We start from the raw sequence: 24,951 nt of genomic DNA, 5'->3' as shown, positions 1-24,951 counted from the left end.
GACAATTATGCAGAAAAAATCATGCTAGTATGAATTATCTATGATATAAGGGAAGAAGGGCTGTCTAGCAAGGATAAACTGTCAAATTAGCGTTAATTTACGCAAGTCATTGGTGTTCCTTATTTTGGAAAGTAGTATTATACTATTATTGTTCAATGATTCACAATGGAAACAAGGAGGAAAGAACCATGTATAAAGCAATTGTCGCAGCAAAAGGAAAAACAACAAAAATTGTTGAAAAAGAATCGCGTCCATTGAAAGATAATGAAGCGCGGTTGAAAATGGAAGTCTGTGGTGTCTGTCATACGGATTTACACGTTAAGAATGCAGATTTTGACGATGTTAGCGGTTGTACCTTAGGACATGAAGGAATTGGGATTGTGACGGAGGTTGGAAAAGACGTTACTAGTTTAAAAATTGGTGATCGTGCATCTGTTGCATGGTTTTATGAAGGCTGCGGGCATTGCGAATATTTTACTTCTGGTCGAGAAACGCTTTGTCGTTCAGTAAAAAATGCTGGATATACAGTTGATGGTGCCATGGCCGAAGAATGCATCGTCACAGACGGTTATGCAGTGAAAGTGCCAGAAAATTTAGCATCAGAGCCAGCTTCCTCTATTACTTGTGCAGGGGTAACAACTTACAAAGCGATAAAAGAATCTGGGATTCGTCCAGGTCAATGGCTAATGATTTCAGGATTAGGTGGGCTAGGTAATCTAGCTTTACAATATGCCAAGCATGTCTTTAATGCCAAAGTAGTAGCTGTTGATGTGAATGATGATCAGTTAGCTTTTGCGAAAGAAATGGGTGCTGATCTTTTAATTAATCCAGTTAAAGATCCTGATTTTGCTGCACAACTTCAAAAAGAAATTGGTGGTGTCCATGCAGCAGTAGTCACTGCGGTAGCTAAATCAGCATTTAATGGCGCAGTCGATGCAGTCCGTGCGGGAGGAACGGTTGTCGCCGTTGGATTGCCTGTTGAGACGATGGATTTATCTATTCCACGTCTTGTTCTTGATGGCATTCACGTAGTCGGATCGTTAGTTGGAACCCGTCAAGATTTAAGCGAAGCTTTCCAATTCGGTGCAGAAGGAAAAGTTGTTCCTGTTTGTCAAACACGCCAACCAGAAGAAATTAATGCTATTTTTGAAGAAATGGAACAAGGAAAAATTCGCGGGCGAATGGTCATTGATTTTCGCAGTTAATTTAGTTTTTTAGTGATTCATTGATTTAATCTGAAAACCATGAAAGGATGGATGGAATGTTTGCGAATCTTACTCTCCGTGAGAGACGACTGCTTAAGCAAGCACAAGTGGGAGCCACAATTAGCTTTATTCTTTTGTTTGTACCAATTCTGACAATCAGTCTTTTGCATACCAGTGATTTATTAGCAAAATGGCTAGGTATAGTTGGGGTAATTATGGTTTTACCATTGTTGTATTTTGCGTGGCAGATTTTAAAGATAGCCTATAAAGATCAAAAAGATAATCCAACGCCTCCTTTATGGGTTCCGAAAGTTTATGGAATTGGGCTTTCGATCACTCCCTATCACCGGTTTGGAAAGTTAATTTTTATATTGCTAGCGGTATTGATAGTTGGCATCACCATTAGTTTGCTTTTCACACCAGCAAGTCAAATCAATCACTAAAAAACGAGTAATCAACACCCTCTTGCTGAGCAGGAGGGTGTTTAATATTTTTAAATAGACTAAATTTGAGCAACAGGTATTAGATTTTTGAAAAAAGTCTTTCTTTTTCTGATGTGGATATTTTCGCAATAAAATCATCATTATAAGTGAATTAACAGGTTTATCAAGGGTTAATACTTGTTAATGGTGGTTGCTATAATTAACCGTTGACAAACACAAAAAAACCATCATACGATAATTATGTTATTAAAAAAGTGAAAAATTGGTAGTCAATAAATGAAAACGCATTCATCAGGAAATTGTGATTCTGTACTAAAATTTTTATATAAGATGAAAATGGATTGTTTTCATTTAATATTTTATTGAAAGGATGTGTTTAGGAAGGGTTTACTGAAACTGACTTGCTAACAGTCTCAGTAAACTAAGAAAATCGTTATGACTTTTCATCTGGATAAAACTTTGTTGGGTTTTTGATTTTGTGAGTAATTGTGTCGGAACTATTCTATGGGGAGCAATTTTAAGGAGGAAAAAATGAACAAAGAGTATCAGGGTAAAAAAATTTACGGTAAAAAGCACTGGTTGACATTTTTATTAGTGAGTTCGTCTGTATTGGCGTTCCATTCGCTTGTTACGATGGATTCTCAAGTGGTTGATGCGCAAGAGCAAACAGCAAAAGAAGACGTAGCTGATTCAGCAACATCAGTCGGAGCAATTGTGTCGATTGAAAAAGCGGAGAAAAACTTTGTCATTACGTATGCTTCTGGAAAAAAAGCACAAATTAGTATTTTAAACGACCATCTTTTTCGCTATCATCTAGATCCAACTGGTAAATTTGAAGAATATCCAACGCCAAATGATCCAAAGCATGTTGCGAAAATTACGGCTAAAACAATGGCCGACTATGGTACACAAGCCTTTGAGCAAACGAACGTCACAGATTCAGGAAACCAATTTATTCTAGAAAATAATGGTTTAAAAATTATGTTCGAAAAAGAAAGCGCTTTAATGAAAGTTCTAGACAAGAAAAAGGATCAAGTCATTTTAGAAGAAACCGCTCCGCTATCCTTTAAAAATGATAAAGCTACACAAACGTTAAAACAAAGTAGTCAAGAAAATTATTTTGGCGGAGGAACTCAAAATGGTCGATTTACGCACAAAGGAACAGCTATCCAGATTGTCAATACGAACAATTGGGTAGATGGCGGAGTAGCATCGCCTAACCCATTTTATTGGTCAACTGCAGGGTATGGCGTTGTTCGAAATACATGGAAACCTGGCAACTATGATTTTGGAAGTCATGATCCACAAACAACCACAACAACGCACGAAGGAACAGATTTTGATGCCTTTTATTTCTTTAATGATTCCTCAGCAGGTATTTTAAAAGATTACTATGAATTAACCGGGAAACCAGCTTTGATGCCAGAATACGGGTTCTATGAAGCGCATTTAAACGCGTATAATCGGGACTATTGGGTGAAAGTAGCAGAAGGAACCGCGGGAGCAGTTAAGTTTGAAGATGGTAATTTTTACAAAGAATACCAACCAGGCGATCTAGGAAACTTAAATGGCACGCTAGAATCTTTAAATGGAGAAAAAGAGAATTATCAATTTTCTGCACGCGCAGTTATTGATCGATATAAGAAAAACGATATGCCGTTAGGGTGGTTCTTGCCAAATGACGGCTACGGTGCTGGCTATGGCCAAACAGATTCATTGGACGGCGATGTACAAAACTTAAAAGAATTTACAGAGTATGCTCAAGCCAATGGTGTTGAAGTGGGGCTGTGGACCCAATCTAATCTCCATCCAGCGGATCCTAAAAATCCTAAAAAAGGAGAACGGGATATTGCGAAAGAAGTTAGTGTCGCTGGTGTTAAAGCCCTCAAAACTGACGTGGCGTGGGTCGGGTATGGGTATTCCTTTGGCTTAAATGGTGTAGAAGATGCTGCAAATGTTTTTGTAAAAGAAACAGACGGCGCAGTTCGTCCGATGATTGTCTCATTAGATGGTTGGGCCGGAACCCAACGGCACGCTGGTATTTGGACAGGCGATCAAACGGGTGGTCAATGGGAATATATTCGCTTCCATATCCCAACATATATCGGGACTTCGTTGTCTGGCCAACCAAATGTTGGTTCAGATATGGATGGAATTTTTGGTGGAAAAAATAAAGAGGTCAACATACGTGATTTCCAATGGAAAACTTTTACACCAGTGCAGCTAAATATGGACGGCTGGGGCTCCAATCCGAAAACGCCATTTGCTTTTGATCAAGAAGCCACAGATTTGAACCGAGCGTATCTAAAATTAAAATCAATGATGATGCCTTATAACTACAGTATTGCCAAGGAATCAGTTGATGGACTACCAATGGTACGGGCCATGGCTTTAGAATTTCCTAATGAAGGAACAGCATATACAAAAGATTCTCAATACCAATATATGTGGGGACCCAATTTACTCGTTGCCCCAATTTATAATGGCAATCAAGATGAGGCAGGAAATTCAATCCGTGATGGAATCTATTTACCAGATGAAAAACAAGTCTGGGTTGACTTATTTACAGGCGAAAAATATCAAGGTGGCCGTGTCTTAAATGGAGTAAAAACACCGCTCTGGAAGGTGCCCGTTTTCGTCAAAGATGGCAGTATTATCCCAATGACGAATCCAAACAACAATCCAAAGGAAATCCAACGGGATCAACGATCTTTCTTGATTTATCCAAATGGCGCCACTTCTTTTAATATGTATGAAGATGACGGAATTTCAACTAGTTATGAAGCTGGGCAATCAGCTACGACTAAAATAAATAGTCAAGGCCCTAAATCAAACGAAAAAGGGGATCTGACCGTTACTATCGAACCGACAAAAGGAAGTTACAAAGGCTTTGTTGATGAACGAAGCACCACGCTTGATTTGCTAGCTTCAGAAGCACCCGAAAGCGTAACAGCAATGGTGGGGGGAACAGAAGTAACCTTGAAACAAGCAGCTAATAAAGAAGAATTTTTAGCTGGCACAAATCTATATTATTTTGATAAAGAATTCCAAGTGAATCAGTATCTTTCTGAAGCTTCAGGAGAAAAACTGAACCAATCAGCGTTATCAGTAAAACTAGCGAAACAATCTGTGACCGCCAAAGATGTTCAAATAACTGTCAAAGGTTTCATTAATAAAGGAACGGTTGACGGAGGAAATACAACGGTCGATGACCAGTTAACTATTCCGGCAAATGTCGCAATCAATGAAGAAAAAACAACGCCATCTTCTTTGACTCTTCAATGGGATCAAGTAACTGAGGCAACAAGTTATGAAGTAGAGCGTGACGGGACTGTTTTCGGAAATATTCAAACGAATACAGCAACATTTGATGGATTTTCCTTCCTAAGCGAACATACTTTTCGAGTTCGAGCTGTTGGAAAAAATGGGGTTTCTGAATGGAGTGAACCAATTAAAGGGAAAACACAAGATGATCCCTATAAAGAAACAATTAATCAAGTCAAAGCAACAAGTAATTTACCAGAACAACCAGGCGCAGAATTGAAGAAATTAACAGATAAAGATTTAAGTACAGGCTGGCATACGAACTGGTCAACCGGCATCGCTAATCCAAGTGATGGGAATTTCTTGACTTTAAAATTTGATCTTGGTGCGGAGTATCAAATGGATAAAATTGAATACTTGCCAAGAGACAATGCCGGCAACGGAAATATTTTGCAGCTCCAGTATCGGACGTCGAAAGATGGAGCTAATTGGACAGAGTTTTCAGAACCTATTAACTGGAAGCAAGATGCTTTGACAAAAACCATTGAAACGAAGGACCAAGCGTATCGATTTGTTGAAATGAAGGTATTAAAATCGGTGGGTAATTTTGGCTCTGGTCGTGAGATGCTCTTTTACAAACAACCAGGAACAGAAGGAATCTTACATGGAGACATTACTAACGATGGAACGATTGATGAAAATGATGCAATGAGTTATCGAAACTATACAGGCTTAGAATCTGTGGACAGTGACTTTAATGGCTATGTTGAAAAAGGCGATTTAAATAAAAATGGGGTAATTGATGCTTATGATATCAGTTATGTTTTACGACAATTAGATGGTGGGATTGAAATACCTGATGTCGAAGAAATTGCGGGCGGTTTATCCCTTGCTGTGGTTAATGAAAATGGCAAGGATACCTATCTTCCTGGCGATACATTAACCTTTACACTTAAAGGTCAAGACTTAAAAAACATTAATGCGTTAAGCACAAAAATGTCCTTTGATTCTAGCAAATTTGAACTTGTCGGTCAGCCTGCAACCACGAATAATACAAAACAAATGGAAAATTATTCTAAATATCGGAAACATTCAAATGATGTGGAGAATCTATATTTAGTTCTTAGTAATCAAGGAAATAAACAATTGTTAAATGGTTCAATGGACTTAGTTACCTTTAAAGTTAAAGTAAAAGAAACAACTCGCGTAAAACGTGCGACAACTGTTGAGCAGCCATTACAATTTGATATGAGTCAAGGCTTATTAGTAGGCCAAGGATTCCAACAAGCCACACTTTCAGATTTTTCTGTAACAGTGAATCCCACAGAGCTAGTAGATAAAGAGTTATTACAAGCGCTAATTACGCTAAATCAAGCACGTGTCGAAAAAGAATATACGCCTGAAACTTGGGCAATTTTTAAACCAGTCTTAGATGAGGCAGTAGTTGTTCTAGCCAATGAACAAGCCACACAGACAGACGTTTCTGCTGCTGTGGAAAATCTAGAAAAGGCTGTAGAACAGTTGGAAAAAATGCCTGATGTAGCGAATAAAGCTGATTTAGAAAAAGCAATTCAAGAGGGGCTGGCGAAAAAACCAAGTGATGGGCAAGAATTCACCGAAGAAACTAAAAAAGTTCTCGAAGAGTCATTAGCAGCAGCTCAAAAAGTATTTGCTCAAGAAAAAGTTACCCAAGAAGAAATAGACCAAGCGACTAAAACATTGCGTGAAGCAATTGCACAATTAAAAGAACAACCCGTCGCCGTTGATAAGGAAACCTTAAAAGAGAAAATCGCTCAAGCCCGAGGAAGAAAGCCGGAAGAAGGATACCAATTTACAAAAGAAACAGAAAAACAATTGCAAGAAGCAATTCAAGCGGCTGAAGCAATCGTAGCAAAAGAAACGGCGACAAAAGAAGAAGTCTCTGAGGCTCTAAACGCATTGGAAACTGCAATGGCTCAATTAAAAGAAGTACCACTTGTAAATAAAGACCAATTACAAGAAGTAGTCAAACGAGCGCAGCAAGTCACTCCAAGTGAAGGGCACCAATTTACTGCCTCCTCGTTACAAGATTTACAAAAAGCGCTTTTAGCAGCTAAAAACACATTGGAAAACCCAGCAGCTAATCAAAAAATGATTGATGAAGCGGTTGCTGAATTAACTAGCGCCATCGAAGGGTTACAAGAAGAAGCGTTAGTTACAGATAAAAAAGCCTTAGAGGCAATGATAGCCAAAGCAAAAGCAATCAAACCATCTGCTGGAAAAGAATTTACCAGCGAGTCTAAAGCGCGTTTAACTGAAGCAATTGACCAAGCGGAAGGGATTTTAGCTGATAAAAATGCTCGGCAAGACCAAATTGATATTGCTGAAAAAAATGTAAAAACTGCTTTGGATAGTTTAGAGGAACAAGTCCTTCAAACGGATAAAACAAAGTTGAAAGAACTGCTTCAAAAAGCAGAAACCTTAAAATCTAAAGCAGGAAAACAATTTACAAAAGCATCGCAAGAAGCTTTAGCTGAAGCAATTAAACAAGCAAAAGCACTTGTTGAGGACCCAAATGCGACGCAAGAATCTGTGGACAAATGTTTAAGTATTTTAGCACAAGCCATTGAAGCAATGGCAGAAGAGCCAATCAGTAGCAACTCTACAGGCAACAATAGAAATCATGGCACGGTTAGCGGGACTGGTAGCGTAACCACTCCAGGAAAGGGCACAGCAGCAGGTGGAACGACAACAAAAACCACCACTTCTGGTACTTTGCCAAAAGCAAATGAAGTTGTTTCGCCAATCTGGTCAATCAGTGGTTTTCTATTGATAGTAAGTATTGGTTTAGGAAAATTATTCTTCAAAAATAAAAAAGACCAAAATTAGCGTATTATTAACTTACAAGGCGCATTTGTACAAAAACAGTGTGCAAATGCGCAAGTAAGTAATAGGAGAGGATTTTTACGAATGAAAAGAAAGAAAATCAAGAATCAACTACTTGTTTTAACAAGTATTCTCGTTCTTCTGAGTTTGGAAGTCGCTCCAGTTGTTACGTTGGCTGCAGAATTACCAAGTAGCTCGCTACAAACAGCTCTGTCCTCAGCAACGACAATTACTTCGGAAGAAAAAGTAACTGAAACAACCGAAACAACCGAAACAACTGTTGCTACATCGACAACGTCCACTAGTAGTTCGTCATCTGAATCAAGTAGTTCTACCGATACGACTACCGAATCAACGAGTCATTCAACGACAGAAACGACAACCACAAATACTAGTTCTGAAACAAAAAAAGAACCTACAGAGCCGACGGTATCATCAGAAATCACTCAGCCTGTTGAACAATCACAACCACCACAAGTTCCTGTGACCAAGCAAGAACCTGAAGAACCTATTCAAGTTCCTGAAGCCACCAATAACGTTGTTGAAGAAAATCAGGCTGTATCGTTAAATCCGTCCCTCAAAGTAGATGAAATAGCTTCTTCAAATTTAAGAGGCTACGAACTTCCACTGTTGTCGTCTTTTGGCGAAAAGAAACGGGCAGTCGTGGTCGCTGAAGCATTAAGACACGTTGGGAAAACAAAAAAAGAATTTAATTTGACGGAGCAAGCATTGACCAGTAGTTTCCTTGCCCAAAAAATTTACCAACAATTATTTAAAATAGACATTGGCAGTACGCCGCAAGAACAAATGACATTTGGTAAAGTTCGTTCTATAGAGGAGGCAGAACCTGGTGATCTGATTTTTTGGCAAACAGCTGAAGGAAAAACGCTTCAAAATGGTGTTTATCTTGGCCAAGGAAAATATTTAATTGCCGCAGCGGAATCGGATTCTAAAGAGAAACCAGAAGTAATCGCTCAGTTAGAGAATATCTATACTGCCAAACAACAACCAGACTCAAAAGAGGAAAAACGCTTGGTAGTGACTAATCCTTTTAAGGAGTTCACATTAACGGAGTATGGCAAAGAAGTTTTAGCAACATATGGTGCGTCATTTGAAATGCAGAAGTCAGAACAAACCACAGCGTTTATTAAAAAAATTGGTGAGACAGCCAGAGAACTTGGCGAAAAATACGATGTTTTTGCATCAGTGATGATAGCTCAGGCTATTTTAGAAAGTGGCTCTGGCGAAAGTCAACTAGCCAAAGAACCTTATTATAATCTCTTTGGCGTGAAAGGTTCGTTCCAAGGAAATAGTGTCAGCTTTTCAACAAAAGAGGCTGATCAGAGGGGCCAACTTTATACAATTTCCGCTGGGTTTCGCGATTACGGTGGCTATAATGACTCACTGCAAGATTATGTTCAATTACTCCGACAAGGGATTGACGGAAATCAAGATTTTTATAAACCAGCGTGGCGTTCGGAAGCCAAAAACTACCTTCAAGCAACGCGCTTTTTAACAGGTAAATATGCAACAGACAAGCAATACGATAATAAATTAAATTCGTTAATTGCGGTTTATAACTTAACGCAATTTGATTTACCAAAAACAGTGGACGGTTTGATTATCCAATCTAAAAATGAGCTGTCGGAAGCGGAACAGCAACAAATGCATTTTCCAGTCTATGATGGGATCAATTATAATCGAAGTGGTAGCTATCCCGTGGGCCAGTGTACGTGGTATGTCTATAATCGTTTCAAACAGTTGGGCACTTCTGTGGATGAATTTATGGGAAATGGCAGTGACTGGGGAAGAAAAGGACGTGCATTAGGCTATCAAGTTAGTTCATTGCCTAAAGCTGGTCGTGCGATTAGTTTCCAACCAGGAGTTGCTGGCGCAGATAATCAATATGGACATGTTGCTTTTGTTGAAGCGGTCACTTCTGATGGAATCATTATTTCTGAAAGCAATGTCATCAATGATCAAACGATTTCGTATCGTGTCTTACCTAATGTAATTGCTTATAGTAGTGGCGTGATCTACATTGGCGCTTAATCGACTCATTCAACAGGAAGAACTGTGGATGTTTAAGTAAAAAGTTAGCACAATGATCCATGTGTGAACTAACAAATTAAAATAACCAGAATCGACCAATGAATTGATTTTGTCATGTATAAAATGACAAGAACAGTTTGGCGGTTGATTCTTTGTTTTTCATCAACGAAGAGACAATCGTCCTCATGATTCGTTAGCAAAAGATGAATAGTCCAAAGTACTCTTTCTTGATACTTTGTTATTTTATGTTTTTGTTTGCAGGAAACTACTGAAATCGCTATACTAAATTTATGTGAATATACTAACAGACAATCAATTTTTTATCTCTTTTATTGGTGTATAAATTGATTGAACATTATAATCATTTGTCTTTTGTTGTGTAATTTTATATCTTCTTGAGAAAGGGATGAGTGAACAAATGGCTATTTATATATTAGAAGACCAAATTATTCAAGCAAAAGCGTTAGAAGCATTGTTAACAAATATCCTACATTCAAGAAATATTTATAATGAAACAATCCATTTATTTTCACGTTCAGATGAATTATTACAAGTGGCATACCAGGACGCCCAACTAAATATCTTTTTCCTAGATATTCAAATGAACAATCATATCCAGGCAGGATTTGAGGTTGCTAAAGAAATCAGAAAAACAGACAGTGAAAGTCTGATTGTATTTATTTCTACTCACACAGAATTAGTTTTAACTTCCTACAAATATATGGTTTCAGCTCTTCAATTTATTCAAAAGAACGTGGATTTTCTAGATTTCCAAAAAGAGGTCGAAACATGTGTCGATGCATATATTCAACAAAAAGAAAATATAAAGACAAAAAGTGAATATATTATCATTAACTTAAAAGCGTCCTCTATAAAAATGGATATTAATGATATTTATTTCTTTCAAACGGAATACGATCATCGTGTATCAATGGTTGGTAAAAATTTTAAAAGAGAATTTTATGGAACGTTATCAAAAATTGAACAACTGCATCCAGATTTGATTAGAGTCCATCAATCAATCATCATCAATAAAAAATATGCGTCAAAATTAAATTATAAAACGCATCTTTTAACTATGAGAGACGGAACGGAAGTACCAGTCTCAAGAAGATATTATACTCAGGTCAAGGCACTATTTCTTACTTAGGGAGGGATAATGACTAATTAAGGAATTATCTATCTATTAGTCGCTATATTCGTTATAATTTAGTGCAATACTTGAAGAGGAGGGCGATATGCTAATCGATTGGATTCTAAAAAATATTATGGATATGGATCAGGAAGATCAATCAGGAAAAACACAATGGACAAAGTATTATCTAACCGTTTATTTTTCTGGCTTATTTAATTTTCTGATGATTCTGATTTTATCAGTTTTATTTGGGACGTTAAGCGAAACCTTTATTGTATACGTCGTACTGATTTTTTTACGGCCTGTCGCAGGTGGCTGGCATGCAAAAACTAAATGGCTCTGTCGTCTAGAAAGCATTGTTATCTATGTCGCCATACCATTTGTATTGAAAAATTCTTCTGTGAGCTTACCGTTTATTTATAAAATTCTATTGATGTGCCTCTTAGTCGTATTATTTTATTGGTATGCGCCACAAGGAACAGCGATTGAACCTGTTCAGCCATCTGATTTAAACGTGCTCAAAAAGCAAAGCCTTATAAGGGTGTGTTTACTTATTTTATGTAGTCTGTTTGTCAAAGAAAAGATTGCTTCAGTAATACTCTACGGTCTCGTCATCCAAGGTCTGATGATACTCCCTGTAACAAAAAATTTAATTGAAGGAAGTGTTTTTATGAAATTTGGTAAAAAAATAATTAAAAATGTTATTGAAAAAAGAGTTGCAAAAGTCAGTGATGGTGTGGGAACTAAGCCTAGATTAAATCAAAATTCGCCCAATATATTTGGACAATGGATGGGACAAACTGAAAAACCTAAAAAGAATATTGAAAAATGATTTTGTCGTTATTAGCTACTAACGTTTTGCTTGTATCTAGCTTTATCGTTTTTGTCTTTTTACGAGTAACATTGATCAAGATTGAATGTAAAATACCGTTACTTTCATTGCTTATTGTCATTAATCTTTGTTCGTTTGCGGCATTAATGTTGGGCTACTCTTGGTTGATTTATGCGCTGACAGTCGTTGTTTTTACAGGATTTTTACTCATTCACAAAAAGAGGTTCTCAATTTTTAAAGCGATATTTTTATCCGTTTTTACATTGCTTATGGTTTCGTTTATCAATTACACGGAGCAAACGATTTTAAGTGTTTTTTTTCAACAGATTTATCAAAATAAATTATTATGGATTGCCTCAAATGTTCTTCTGTTGCTTATAAATATCTGGATTGCTTTAAAAATTCCCAATAGTGTTTTTTTAAGATTAAATCGTGTGTTAGAAAATAGCCGAATTTTTTTTGGTTGTTTACTTTTATTGTTGATTCTGTTGTTACTTTTTGTGTTTTTGATTTCGCCAGAGATTTCACCTGACTTTATGCGAGGATTTGTCACGGTAAATAGTTCTAAATTGGAGTTATTAATAAGTGTAGGTTTATTTTTAATTCTGATTGGCTTAGTCATTGAAGCTTATTTGGAAGAACAACGTATCAACACTCAATTATTGAATAATTTAACGATTTATACTGAAAAAATAGAATCCATTAACGAAGAGCTAGCGATGTTTCGTCATGATTATAAAAATTTATTGTATAGTTTACAAATTGCTATTTCATACGAAGATATTCTGGAAATCAAAAGAATTTATGAAGAAACGATTGCACCAACCAAAAAAATTATTGATAATGAAGAATTTGAACTTATGAAGTTAAATCGTCTGAAAAATATGGAACTTAAGGCACTCATAAGTATGAAAATTAATACCGCAAAGCAAGCAAAACTAAAAGTGATTGTTGATGTGCCAGAAGTATTTATTCTTGATACATCAATCGACTTAGTGGTTGTGATTCGTTTGTTGGCTATTCTATTAGATAACGCGATTGAAAACAGTGCAAAATCAGAATTGAAAATGTTCGCTATCTCAATTTTCAATAAAAATGAAACACAAGAGTTTGTGATAACGAATAGTGTCCAAGCCGAATTTGATTTTAGGGTTATGAAGAAAACCAAATTTAGTTCTAAAAGTAACCCTGAAGAGCACGGTTGGGGATTGTTATACGTAAAAGAAATTGTTGATTTTTCAGATCAATTTGATTTGCAAACGTCCTTCAATGAAGGATCGGTTACTCAACATTTAATTATTGAAAAAAATCATAACAGTAAAAAAGTTGTTAACGAATGAATTTGTTAACAACTTTTTTGCTATGGTATTAAGTTATGAGGGGCAATACAGGGAAAAATGTCGGCTGATTAAGGAATTTAGATAGTGCCGGTTAGGTAGTTGTCTATAATGAAAATAGCAACAAATATTTACGCAGGGAAAGGAGCGGTCGTTTAACGGGAAAGATTAGGGAGGATAAAGCAATACTTTTGTTGGGAAAAGAAATAAAAGGAAACTGGGGAAGGAGTTAATCGTTTGATGAAGGGAAATAAAATTTTATACATTTTAGGTACAGGCATCTTTGTTGGAAGTTCATGTCTATTTTCTTCACTTTTTGTAGCAGCAGAAGAACAAGTTTATTCAGAAAGTGAAGTTTCAACAGTTTTATCGAAGTTGGAAAAGGAGGCAATTTCTGAGGCAGCTGCTGAACAATATACGGTTGTAGATCGAAAAGAAGATGCGTGGGGGATGAAGCATCTTAAGTTAGAAAAGCAAACGGAAGGCGTTACTGTTGATTCAGATAATGTGATTATTCATTTAGATAAAAACGGTGCAGTAACAAGTGTTACAGGAAATCCAGTTGATCAAGTAGTGAAAATTCAATCGGTTGATGCAATCGGTGAAGAAGGAGTTAAAAAAATTATTGCTTCTGATAATCCGGAAAATAAAGATCTTGTCTTTTTAGCTATTGACAAACGTGTAAATAATGAAGGGCAATTATTTTATAAAGTCAGAGTAACTTCTTCACCAACTGGTGACCCCGTATCATTGGTTTATAAAGTAAATGCTACAGATGGAACAATTATGGAAAAACAAGATTTAACGGAACATGTCGGTAGTGAAGTAACGTTAAAAAACTCTTTTCAAGTAACGTTTAATGTACCAGTTGAAAAAAGCAATACGGGAATTGCTTTACACGGAACGGATAACACAGGGGTTTACCATGCAGTAGTTGATGGTAAAAATAATTATTCTATTATTCAAGCACCATCACTAGCGACATTAAATCAGAATGCTGTTGACGCCTATACGCATGGAAAATTTGTGAAAACATATTATGAAGATCATTTCCAACGACACAGTATTGATGATCGAGGGATGCCCATCTTGTCAGTTGTTGATGAACAACATCCAGATGCTTATGACAATGCTTTTTGGGATGGAAAAGCAATGCGTTATGGTGAAACAAGTACACCAACAGGAAAAACGTATGCTTCCTCTTTAGATGTAGTTGGTCATGAAATGACACATGGTGTGACGGAACATACTGCCGGTTTAGAATATTTAGGACAATCAGGTGCGTTGAATGAATCTTATTCTGATTTGATGGGTTATATTATTTCGGGTGCATCTAATCCAGAAATTGGTGCGGATACTCAGAGTGTTGACCGAAAAACAGGTATTCGAAATTTACAAACGCCAAGTAAACACGGACAACCAGAAACCATGGCTCAATACGACGATCGAGCACGGTATAAAGGAACGCCTTATTATGATCAAGGCGGTGTTCATTATAATAGTGGAATTACTAATCGGATTGGTTACACCATTATCCAGAATTTAGGCATTGAAAAAGCACAGACTATTTTCTACAGCTCATTAGTAAATTACTTAACACCTAAAGCACAATTCAGTGATGCTCGTGATGCGATGCTTGCTGCTGCAAAAGTTCAATATGGCGATGAAGCAGCTTCAGTGGTGTCAGCAGCCTTTAACTCTGCTGGAATCGGAGCTAAAGAGGATATTCAAGTAAACCAACCAAGTGAATCTGTTCTGGTCAATGAATGAAAAAAATTCCCCAATTAAATAAAAATGGAAAAGGAGTGGCATAATCTTATGAAAAAGTTCTCCATACGAAAAATTAGTGCTGGTTTTTTGTTTCTGATTTTAGTAAGTTTGATAGCTGGTTTTAGCCTCTCTGCAAATGCAGAAGAGTATATCGTTCCTGCCGAAAGTCATTCACGACAAAAAAGATCGTTACTGGACCCTGAAGACAGAAGACAAGAAGTGGCAGATACAACCGAAGCGCCTTTTGCGTCAATCGGAAGAATCATTTCCCCTGCCAGTAAACCAGGCTATATTTCTTTAGGAACAGGCTTTGTTGTTGGAACTAATACAATTGTCACCAATAATCATGTGGCTGAAAGTTTTAAGAATGCCAAAGTATTAAATCCGAATGCCAAAGATGATGCTTGGTTTTATCCAGGTCGAGATGGCAGTGCGACACCATTTGGCAAATTCAAAGTGATTGATGTAGCTTTTTCCCCGAATGCGGATATTGCGGTCGTGACTGTCGGCAAACAAAACGATCGTCCAGATGGCCCAGAGTTGGGAGAAATTTTAACGCCATTTGTTTTGAAAAAGTTTGAATCTTCAGATACCCATGTCACAATATCAGGCTATCCAGGTGAGAAAAACCACACGCAATGGTCTCATGAAAATGATTTGTTTACATCTAACTTTACAGACTTAGAAAATCCATTACTATTTTATGATATCGATACAACAGGTGGTCAATCTGGTTCACCAATCTATAATGCTCAGTTTGAAGTAGTTGGTGTTCATTCCAATGGTGGCATTAAGCAAACAGGAAATCATGGTCAAAGACTAAATGAAGTGAATTATAACTTTATTGTCAATCGAGTGAATGAAGAAGAAAATAAACGTTTATCCGCTGTGCCAGCAGCGTAAAGAACCATAAAAATACTCGGAATTTCCAGAATCACGGGAAATCTCGAGTATTTTTGTTTTTTAAGATAGTGTAAGTTACGATAAAAGTACCTTGTAATTATCGGTTAAAAGCATATAATAGTGCTGAAAAGAAGGCAAATAATCCGATTAAGTTAGTATTTCTAAACCATCATAACTCGTAATGATTTCATGCTTTTGAGATAAAGCCGCCATCTCCGCATAAGACAAGCCGCCATTGTGAGAAAAATGGTTGGCAACGTAAATCGTTTTATCTGTGACGAGTTTTCTTTCTTTTAATTCTGCAATTAATTTTAAATTTTCTTCCCAATTCATATGACTATTGCCAGTTTCGTTTGTTTGACTAGTACAATCTAAAGAAACAATACTAAGAAGTAAGTGGCTCTTTTCAAGATATTCAAACATTTCTGACGTAAAGTAACCTGTATCATGGGTGGATAAAAAAGCATCTTTACCATCGTCTATAACGAAAATAAAACAATCTTCACTGAAATTTCCATGTTGTGCAGGAAGGGGATAAATCGTATAGTTCGCAATAGTAAAACACTTGTAGGGCTGAATAACCTGATAATGTAATCGGGTATTGTCTTGACGACCTTCTAAATCAAAGGCGCGCTGATAAAACGTCTTAACTGCTTCATTTCCGTAAACAGTTAAACGATTGGGAACATCTAATGCATAACCAGACATTCGATAAGCCAAATCCTCGCCGTAAAAATGATCGGAATGCCAATGAGAGATTAGTAAAGAGTTAAAGTCTGCAAAACACAAGTCATACTGCAACAAGTGTAAATAAGAATCCCCTGGAAAATCAATCAGCAGGACATCATCAATAATTAATTGCGTTTGTGTACGAATTTCTCGTCCTTTTTTCTCTCGAGCATACTTACATAATTTACAATTACAAAAAATTCCTGGAATCCGTTCTGCTGCACCCGTACCTAAATAGTTGATTTTCATTGGGAGTACCTAACCTTTCTTTGACATTCTTCATACTTAGTAGATAACGCTGAACCTTAAAGTAAATGGGCATGGAAACTGAAACATTTGTTGTGTCCATCTTACCTTTTTTAGAAAAGAATTGAAATGGAATTTCTTAAGTAAATTTGCGTAAAATAGAAAAAGCTAGACGCCTTTTTTGATAAGCTGAATTTGTTGCGAATGTTCATGCTATTTCCGAGAAAAAGTTTTACCAAAGGCACTTTCATATCCATCTGCTATTAGTTATAGAAAAATAACAAGATGGACATAGCTTATTAGAGCAAAAATAACTACGCTATTGATAAAGAGTGAGGCGTGTTTTGAACAGGTTACGTGGGCAAATGAATTTGAATAAAAGGGATGACAAAAGATGACTATTGAAAAATTAGAATATTTTTATACCATTGCAAAATATAATAGTATTTCCAAAGCAGCCTCTGAACTCCATGTTAGTAAATCAACCTTAAGTGCGTCATTAAAAGATTTGGAAAGTGAATTGGGCCATTTACTTTTTGACCGTAACGGGAATTCTTTGACGTTAAATTCCTATGGTGATAAAATCGTCCAATCTGTATATATCATTTTAAACGAGGCCAAGAAAATGAAACTTAATTTGCATGAAATGATTGAGAATCCAGTGATGCGTTTAGGTTTTGGAAATACGTCCTTGATGTATAAAGTGACAGAGAATGAGGATCAACTGAATCGTTTTTGGGAATGTTACCATGGTTCATCGTTTGAGTTATTGAATAAATTGGAGAATCATGAGTTGGATTTTGTGATTACTTCTGCAGATGTGAATAGTCCAGTTTTAAAGAAAGAACAATTAATTGAACTAGAAATGTATCTTTGTGTTTCAAGAGAAATTAAACAAGAAATTGAGGAAGAAGGCTTCACCTGTTTGACCAACTATCCATTTCTATTTTTGCCGCATCACTTAGATCATTTAGAAGCTACCAAGAGTGTGCTAGAAATGTTGCAATTAACAAGTCCGCTTGTTTGTTGCTACGATACGTTGATGCTTACTCGTCTCATTGAAAAAAGTAAAGGAGTTTATGCGGTGATCTCTCTTCGGAAAGAACAACTGCAGGAAATTGATTCTAAACTCTTCTTTTTACCGATTGAACGAAAACAAAAATTTTATTTATACCGAAATGTTTCCAGTTCGGTTTTTGTCCAACCTGGTCAAATCAAGGCAACTTTACAAAAGTTGCTAGAGACTTAGCCATTAAAATTACTTTGGAATAGTTACCAAAAATAGCTTTATTCGCTTAGATTTACTTCTGCTGCGGATAAGGCTATTTTTGTTGTTCATTGTTTAAAAGAGATGCTCAATTATGGGGCTGTTCGATATTTCTGAACAGAATGTTCAATTATTTAATAACTTAAGAATCGATAAATCGTATCTATTACGGTTCAATTTAAAAGGGTTCTGGTGTATAGTTTGGCTATCTAAAGATTTACTTTTTTAAGTATAAAATAACTAAATGGCAAGGAATATAAAGAACTGTTGATACGTGAGTACTTGCGATAACCGTGTCGTTAGAAGTTTAAGTGTCATTGTTGCTTTTCCTGTTTTATGTAGTTGCTAGAAAGGACTGTTTTTATGATCGATAGAAAAAAAGTTATTTTGTATACTTGTTGCATGAGTTTGTTTGTAGTGACCATGGATGTTACGGTTGTCAATGTGGCGTTACCATCCATTCAAAGTGATTTTCACACGAATCTGTCTACATTACAGTGGGTAACAGATGGCTACACTTTAATGGTAGCATCCTTATTATTGTTATCTGGGTCTACAGCAGATCGAATTGGCCGTAAACGAGTCCTTCAATTGGGCTTAGCCTGTTTTGGTTTAGCGTCTTTCCTATGTGGGATTTCGCAAACCCCAGGGCAATTGATCGCGTTTCGCATGTTGCAAGGGATTGGTGGTTCTATGTTAAATCCGGTAGCAATGTCTATTATTACACAGGTATTTACCGAAAAGTTAGAACGAGCGAAAGCAATTGGCTTGTGGGGCTCTGTTACAGGGATTTCCTTAGGCATGGGCCCAATTATTGGCGGACTGATTGTTTCTTATTTTAGCTGGCGGTATGTCTTTTTTGTCAATGTACCGATCATTGCAGCGGCAATCATCCTTACACAAAAGTTTGTACCTGAGTCAAAAGTAGAGAAGACGGCGAAAAATGATTTTGTTGGTCAAGCATTGATGATTCTTTTTCTATTTAGTTCTATCTATTCCATTATCGGACTACCTAGAAAAGGGCTTTTCGCGCCAGATATTTTAAGTACTGGGATAATCGGCTGCTTAGCCATTGTTATTTTCTTTATTTATGAATATAACATTGACAATCCGTTAATCAATCCGCGCTTCTTTTTATCTATTCCCTTTACATCGGCTTCTTTTTTAGCTATTTTTGGCTTTATCATATATAACGGTTATTTATTTTTAAACACGCTATATTTGCAAGAGATGAGAGGCTTCAGCCCGTTGGAAGCTGGCTTATCAACCATTCCTTTGGCTTTTGTTAGTTTTCTTGTTGCCCCGAGAGCCGGCGAAATGGTAGGGAGAATAGGGACGAAACGTCCTATTATGCTTTGTGGTATTTCAATGTTGGCTGTTAGCTTTTTACAATTATTTGTAACTAAAACAACGCCTATGATTATTTTATTTGTTATTTATATCTTTTTAGGCATTGGGTTTGGGATGTTAAATTCGCCGATTACCATTACAGCGATTGAAGGAATGCCACTTTCTCAGTCAGGAACGGCAGCAGCGATTGCGGTGACATGTAAGCAAATTGGTAATTCTTTAGGGGTGGCGCTACCAAGTCTTTTAATTACAAAGCCTATTACTAGTTCGCTTACTCGAACACCTTTTACAAACGTATGGCTTTTATTTGGATGTTGCGCCATTGCGATTATCTTTTTAAGTTATTTATCCAATTCTCCGCTAGCGAAAAAGTCATTGCGCAGAGTTAGGTTTTATTTTTAATAAATCAAGATTTTTTTGAAGGGAAAGGAAGACAAAGTTAGATGAAAAAAATAAATAACCGATTAGGACTCTTTTTATTTTTTGTTTTACTCTTTTGGGCAAAAACGATTCTGGCGTATTACCTAGATTTCTCATTGGGCGTTAAGGGCAGTCTCCAACGAGAAATTTTGTGGTTCAATCCAGTTGCTACTACGCTGTTATTATTTGGTTTTAGTTTGTATTTTAAAAAACATAAAACATTTATGCTTAGCTTAACTCTTTTAAATGTTTTAAATACATTAATTTTATATTTGAATATTATTTTTTATCGTGAATTCACTGACTTTATTACCATCCAATCTGTTTTTGGCTTTTCAAAAGTTTCAGAAGGGATTTCTGGTGATTTACTTGCTTTAATGAGAGTCCACGATGTCTTTTATTGGCTAGATACTTTAGTGCTGCTCGTTTTGGTATTTTACTCTTTTAAACAGCGACGGAATCATCAAGTCTTTGTGACCAAACCTATCAACAGAAGATTGGCGATCTCAATTAGTTGTTTAAGTGTCTTGCTCTTTTCGGTTAACTTATTTTTAAGCGAAACCGATCGTCCTCAATTGCTTCAAAGAATTTTTGACCGTAATTATATTGTAAAATATCTTGGCTTGGATGCATTCACAGCCATCGATGGTGTCAAAACAGCCATGTCAAATGAGGTAAGAGCAGAAGCTAGTTCAAACGAATTACCTGAAATCATGAAATTTACCAAGCAAAACAATTTACCGCTTAATCCACAGTATGCCGGAATTGCCAAAGGGAAAAATGTATTTGTGATTCATTTAGAAAGTTTTCAACAATTTTTGATTAATATGAAAGTCCAAGGCCAAGAGGTTACACCGTTTTTAAACCAGCTCTATCAAAACAAAGCGACAATCAGTTTTGATAATTTCTTTCATGAAGTAGGGCAAGGAAAAACGAGTGATGCGGAGAACATGTTAGAAACAGGAACATTCGGGCTCCCGCAAGGCTCTCTTTTTACACAATTAGGATCAGACAATACTTTCGAAGCGGCTCCCGCTGTTTTAGGACAAAAAGGCTATACAACCGCTGTTTTCCATGGAAATGTGGGGAGTTTTTGGAATCGGGACCATGTGTATAAAAACTTAGGATATCAATACTTTTTTGATCGGTCATATTTTTCAAAAGATGACAAAATGCTAGGTTACGGTATTTTAGATAAACAATTGTTGCGTGAATCAGCTAGTGAGCTTGAACATTTACAGCAGCCATTCTATGCGAAGTTTTTAACTGTGACCAATCATACCCCTTATTATACGGATGACCAAAACTTCCCGTTTCCTAAATTGAACACAGGCAATTCGATTGTGGATGATTATGTTCGAACAGCGCACTATTTGGATCAATCGCTAGAACAATTTTTCCATTACTTGCAAACAACAAGTTTATACAATCATTCTATTTTTGTTATTTATGGTGATCACTTCGGTATTTCAGATGCGAACAACAAGGACTTATGTAAAGCTTTCAACCGCGATCCAAAAACGTGGACAAACTATGATAATGCGCAATTGCAAAGAGTACCTTTGATGTTTTACATGCCAGGCTATACGCAAGGGAAAATCATGCACGAATATGGTGGGGAAATTGACGTTTTACCGACACTGTACCATCTTTTAGGTGTCGATGATAAAAATTATATCCATTTTGGCACGGACCTTTTATCTCCTCAATATAAACAAGTGGTTCCTTTTAGAAATGGCGATTTTGTAACGCCTCAATTTTCTTATCTAGGTGGGGAAATCTACAATAATCAAGGGAAAAAATTAGACCAAGTTCCAGCAGATTTAAAAGCAGAAGTCACGAAAGATAACGATTGGGTGAAAAAATCGTTAAGTTTATCTGATAAATTAAATCAGGAAAACCTTTTACGTTTTTATAAACCACAAGGATTCCAAGAAGTGCAACCAAAGGACTACAACTATGATGTGGCTTTTGAAAAAAACAAAGTCTTAGAAGTAGAAAAACAAAAAAATGCACAGTCAACTAGCTTGTTTAGTCAAAATGGCAATCAAACGACAGTCCAAAATTATCCGACTACGCCATAGATCATTTAAGAAGGATAACTTTTGTAAGGGAAAAAGGATATTGTATGTAGTGAAGGACAAAAATCATTTTAGATTTTTGTCCTTTATTTTTTTCTAAGAAAGAGAAAAAATATTAAATTGTATGATATTTTGACACAACTTTATAAGAAAGCGATTTCAAAATCAGGAAATGTTGTTTTGATTTAAGTATACTATGGATGTTCTGAATTGTAATAATTCTAAATTGATCAAAACTTCAGTTTGGGGGTGCTATTCGATTAATGGTAAGGGGGACAACAAATGAAAAAATTTAGTAGACAATTGCTTATAATGCTAATGATGATTGGATGTATTCAAATATCTACTAGTTTTGGACAGGATGCTTTTGCAATTAGCGAAAAAAGTAACGTTGGCATTACCTTTAAAAGCAATATGCCACAACAAAAAACGAATAATTCAGATGTACAAACACAAAACAGCAAAAAGTATCACGAAATGAAATCCCAGAAATTATTTCCAATGACTAATGAACTAAAAAATCATTTTTTTATGCTTAGTGGTTGGTTACTTATTGGCGGATTACTATTATGGATATTTTTCAAAAGAAGAAAGAAGGAAACAGAACAATGAAAAAGATGATTTTAATTACGGCATTATTTAGTTGTGCAACATTAGGTAGTACAGTCGTTCATGCTGAAGATAAAGATGCTACAAGTACAGCAAAAATCGGCATCTCACAAGCAGATCCAGATAATCCTGTTGGACCAATTGATCCTATTGATCCAGATGATAATCCTAATTCCAATGATCCAACAGGAAACACTGGGGTCTTGCGTATCGATTACATTTCTAATATTGATTTTGGTACGCAAACAATTTCTGGTTCTACAGAAACGTATGCCGCACAAAAACCTTCTTTACGTACAGAAGCTCAAGTATCCGATTTACGGGGAACTGGTGCAGGTTGGAATTTACAAGTCAATTATGATAGCGAAAGTGCTGGATTCAAAACACAAAGTGGGCAAGAATTGAAGGGGGCACAATTAACTTTACCTAACGGCACGCCTAAAACGGTGAATGATAATCAATCTGCAACGCCATCTACAGCAGTTGTAACAGTTAACACAGAAGCCCAAAATATCATGACCTCAGCAGTGAATACAGGGTTAGGAACATGGGCAGATCAAATGACTACAACAGATGTTTCTTTGAAAGTTCCTTCTGGAAATTTGGCTGGGGATTACACAGCGACTCTTGAATGGACGTTAACGGATGCACCCGCTTAAAAAAAGTTACAAACACATAAAGGAGAATGAATATGAAAAAAAGTATCTTATATTCTTTAGCAGCGACAACATTATTGTCTGCAACACTTTTGACTGGAATTTTAGCAAATGCAGCCGAGTCAGGTGATGCAACAACGACTACAGCAAAAGTTACTTTTACTGGAGGAAACGATGATCCAGTTAATCCGGTTGATCCAGACGATCCAGATAATCCTGTCAATCCGGTTGACCCAGATGATCCAGATAATCATGGAACAGATGATAATGGTCCTTTATCTATTGATTATGTCTCTAATATTAGTTTTGGGACCCAAGAAATCTCTAGTGATAGTCAAGTATATAGCGCTTTAAATGCTGAACCACATGTCCAAATTACTGATAAACGTGGTGTTGAAGGAGGGTGGACTTTAACCGCAAGTGCTTCTAAATTTAAAGCAGAGGATCAATCTGAATTAAAAGGGGCCGTCTTATCGTTTGAAAATGGAGTTGCTCGAAAAAAATCAGATAATACCAGTGCACAACCTACTGTAAACGAAGATGTAACTTTCAATAATACTGAAGCACAAAATGTCATGTCAGCAGCTAGTCTGGCAGGAGAAGGAACCTGGCTAGATGTGTTTCCTGGTGAAGAAGGACATAATACAGATGTTCAACTAGCCGTTCCCTCAGGAAGTGCTCAGGCAAAAGAATATACAGCGACGATTACTTGGACTTTAACTGCTGGTCCAATTGATGCGCATGAATAAGAGCAGACCTCGTTTCTCCCTCATTAAAAGTTGTTTGTTTATCGGAATAAGTTTTATTATTTTAGGAATGAACAATGTAAAAGTGTATGCTGATTCTTCAGAATCAGCATACAGTGTTAGCGCAAATCTTCCATCTTTTCAAAATAATAAAAAGCTTTCTTATTTTGACTTATTATTAAAACCGAGTCAAAAAGAACAAGTTTCTATTCATGTAAAGAATAATAGTCAAGAGAAGGCGACTTACCTTGTCGATGTTAATAATGCTGTAACGAATAGTAATGGTGTCATTGATTATGGACAAAAAAACGTAAAAAAAGATGTATCAGCTGATTATGTGTTAAATCAATTGGTTTCACCAGAGACACAAGAGGTGACATTACAACCTGGAGAAGCAAAAGATATTCCCTTTCAAATAAAGATGCCAAAACAAGCTTTTACAGGGATAATTCTTGGTGGCATTCATATCACTAAAAAAGATACGCTAAGTAAAAAGGTTAGTGGGACAGCAATAAGAAATAAATATGCCTATGTAATCGGAATGAAATTAGAAACGAATACAAATAAAGTGACGCCAGATTTAAAATTACTAGCTGCGCGGCCCGGTTTAGAAAATTCGTATACGACTATTTTTGCAAATGTCCAAAATCCAACACCAACAATTATCAGTAAAGTAAGTTTTGACGCAACAATTACAAAAAAAGGTTCTAAAAAGGTTCTTTATAAATCGAAAAAAGAAAATATGTCCATTGCGCCTAATACAAATTTTAACTTTCCAATTGGCTTAAATAAAGAAAAGATTACACCAGGTAACTATACCGTCACAATTGATGCTAAAGAAGGGACTACCCATAAAACTTGGCATTTGACGACTGATTTCGAAATACAAGCTAAAAAAGCAGAAAAAATAAATAAAAAAGCTGTTCTAGAAAACAAAGGAGTTCCGTATTTACCGATCATTATCGTGGTAGGTTTATTATTAATAGGGATTATTCTAGTTTTAAGTTATAAATTACTTAAACAAAAGAAGTAGGTGAGCAT

General features: G+C 36.3%; 17 protein-coding genes. 16 read left to right on the top strand and 1 reads right to left on the bottom strand.

Annotated features, from left to right (window positions below; all coding sequences use genetic code 11):
- Positions 1-188: 188 nt before the first annotated feature.
- From adhP to sprE, 9 genes are all read left to right on the top strand, one after another.
- Positions 189-1,205, top strand: a complete 1,017-nt coding sequence (gene adhP, locus AB3I72_RS02370; RefSeq protein WP_368023493.1) for an alcohol dehydrogenase AdhP — start codon at positions 189-191, stop codon at positions 1,203-1,205.
- A 47-nt stretch (positions 1,206-1,252) separates the two neighbouring features.
- On the top strand, positions 1,253-1,648 hold the full coding sequence (locus tag AB3I72_RS02365; protein WP_368023492.1) for a hypothetical protein: 396 nt from the start codon (positions 1,253-1,255) through the stop codon (positions 1,646-1,648).
- A 504-nt stretch (positions 1,649-2,152) separates the two neighbouring features.
- Positions 2,153-7,780, top strand: coding sequence for a TIM-barrel domain-containing protein (locus AB3I72_RS02360; RefSeq protein WP_368023491.1), 5,628 nt, complete (start codon positions 2,153-2,155; stop codon positions 7,778-7,780).
- A gap of 81 nt (positions 7,781-7,861) precedes the next feature.
- Positions 7,862-9,829, top strand: coding sequence for an amidase domain-containing protein (locus tag AB3I72_RS02355; RefSeq protein WP_368023490.1), 1,968 nt, complete (start codon positions 7,862-7,864; stop codon positions 9,827-9,829).
- 418 nt (positions 9,830-10,247) lie between these two features.
- Positions 10,248-10,979 (top strand): response regulator FsrA, encoded by a 732-nt coding sequence (gene fsrA / locus AB3I72_RS02350; RefSeq protein WP_080442520.1) that lies wholly within the window; start codon positions 10,248-10,250, stop codon positions 10,977-10,979.
- 88 nt (positions 10,980-11,067) lie between these two features.
- A complete protein-coding gene (locus AB3I72_RS02345) occupies positions 11,068-11,796 on the top strand; it encodes an accessory gene regulator AgrB (protein WP_016626960.1) in 729 nt (242 codons plus the stop codon).
- Positions 11,793-13,136, top strand: a complete 1,344-nt coding sequence (gene fsrC / locus AB3I72_RS02340) for a sensor histidine kinase FsrC (RefSeq protein WP_010715283.1) — start codon at positions 11,793-11,795, stop codon at positions 13,134-13,136. The genes AB3I72_RS02345 and fsrC overlap by 4 nt, the downstream gene beginning before the upstream one ends.
- A gap of 234 nt (positions 13,137-13,370) precedes the next feature.
- On the top strand, positions 13,371-14,903 hold the full coding sequence (gene gelE, locus AB3I72_RS02335) for a M4 family metallopeptidase coccolysin (protein WP_368023489.1): 1,533 nt from the start codon (positions 13,371-13,373) through the stop codon (positions 14,901-14,903).
- Between the two features lie 48 nt (positions 14,904-14,951).
- Complete coding sequence (gene sprE, locus AB3I72_RS02330) at positions 14,952-15,806, top strand: serine proteinase SprE (RefSeq protein WP_080442518.1); 855 nt, start codon at positions 14,952-14,954, stop codon at positions 15,804-15,806.
- Positions 15,807-15,953: 147 nt separating this feature from the next.
- On the opposite strand, the gene AB3I72_RS02325 is transcribed toward sprE, so the two are convergent.
- On the bottom strand, positions 15,954-16,784 hold the full coding sequence (locus AB3I72_RS02325; protein ID WP_061101353.1) for an MBL fold metallo-hydrolase: 831 nt from the start codon (positions 16,782-16,784) through the stop codon (positions 15,954-15,956).
- 391 nt (positions 16,785-17,175) lie between these two features.
- Between AB3I72_RS02325 and AB3I72_RS02320 the strand changes: the two genes are divergently transcribed.
- The 7 genes from AB3I72_RS02320 to AB3I72_RS02290 all read left to right on the top strand — a co-directional run bounded on the left by AB3I72_RS02320 (position 17,176) and on the right by AB3I72_RS02290 (position 24,943).
- Entirely contained in the window at positions 17,176-18,030 is an 855-nt protein-coding gene (locus AB3I72_RS02320; protein ID WP_002398379.1) for a LysR family transcriptional regulator, read from the top strand.
- 381 nt (positions 18,031-18,411) lie between these two features.
- Positions 18,412-19,800: an MFS transporter gene (locus AB3I72_RS02315; protein WP_010712556.1), complete on the top strand. Its 1,389-nt coding sequence runs from the start codon at positions 18,412-18,414 to the stop codon at positions 19,798-19,800.
- A 41-nt stretch (positions 19,801-19,841) separates the two neighbouring features.
- The gene (locus tag AB3I72_RS02310) at positions 19,842-21,902 is read left to right on the top strand and encodes an LTA synthase family protein (protein ID WP_002361977.1); all 2,061 of its coding nucleotides are present in this window, start codon (positions 19,842-19,844) and stop codon (positions 21,900-21,902) included.
- A gap of 279 nt (positions 21,903-22,181) precedes the next feature.
- A complete protein-coding gene (locus tag AB3I72_RS02305; protein ID WP_002398721.1) occupies positions 22,182-22,511 on the top strand; it encodes an LPXTG cell wall anchor domain-containing protein in 330 nt (109 codons plus the stop codon).
- The gene (locus tag AB3I72_RS02300) at positions 22,508-23,167 is read left to right on the top strand and encodes a WxL domain-containing protein (RefSeq protein WP_010777711.1); all 660 of its coding nucleotides are present in this window, start codon (positions 22,508-22,510) and stop codon (positions 23,165-23,167) included. Before AB3I72_RS02305 ends, AB3I72_RS02300 begins: the two co-directional genes overlap by 4 nt.
- Positions 23,168-23,199: 32 nt before the next feature.
- Positions 23,200-23,913 (top strand): WxL domain-containing protein, encoded by a 714-nt coding sequence (locus tag AB3I72_RS02295; protein WP_202452875.1) that lies wholly within the window; start codon positions 23,200-23,202, stop codon positions 23,911-23,913.
- Positions 23,906-24,943, top strand: coding sequence for a DUF916 and DUF3324 domain-containing protein (locus AB3I72_RS02290; RefSeq protein WP_061101378.1), 1,038 nt, complete (start codon positions 23,906-23,908; stop codon positions 24,941-24,943). Before AB3I72_RS02295 ends, AB3I72_RS02290 begins: the two co-directional genes overlap by 8 nt.
- Positions 24,944-24,951 lie beyond the last annotated feature (8 nt).

It is taken from the genome of Enterococcus sp. GC34 (genome assembly GCF_040886645.1).
GTDB lineage: Bacteria > Bacillota > Bacilli > Lactobacillales > Enterococcaceae > Enterococcus > Enterococcus faecalis.
The sequence above is the reverse complement of the archived record's forward strand: the minus strand, read 5'-3'. Positions and strand labels throughout refer to the sequence as shown.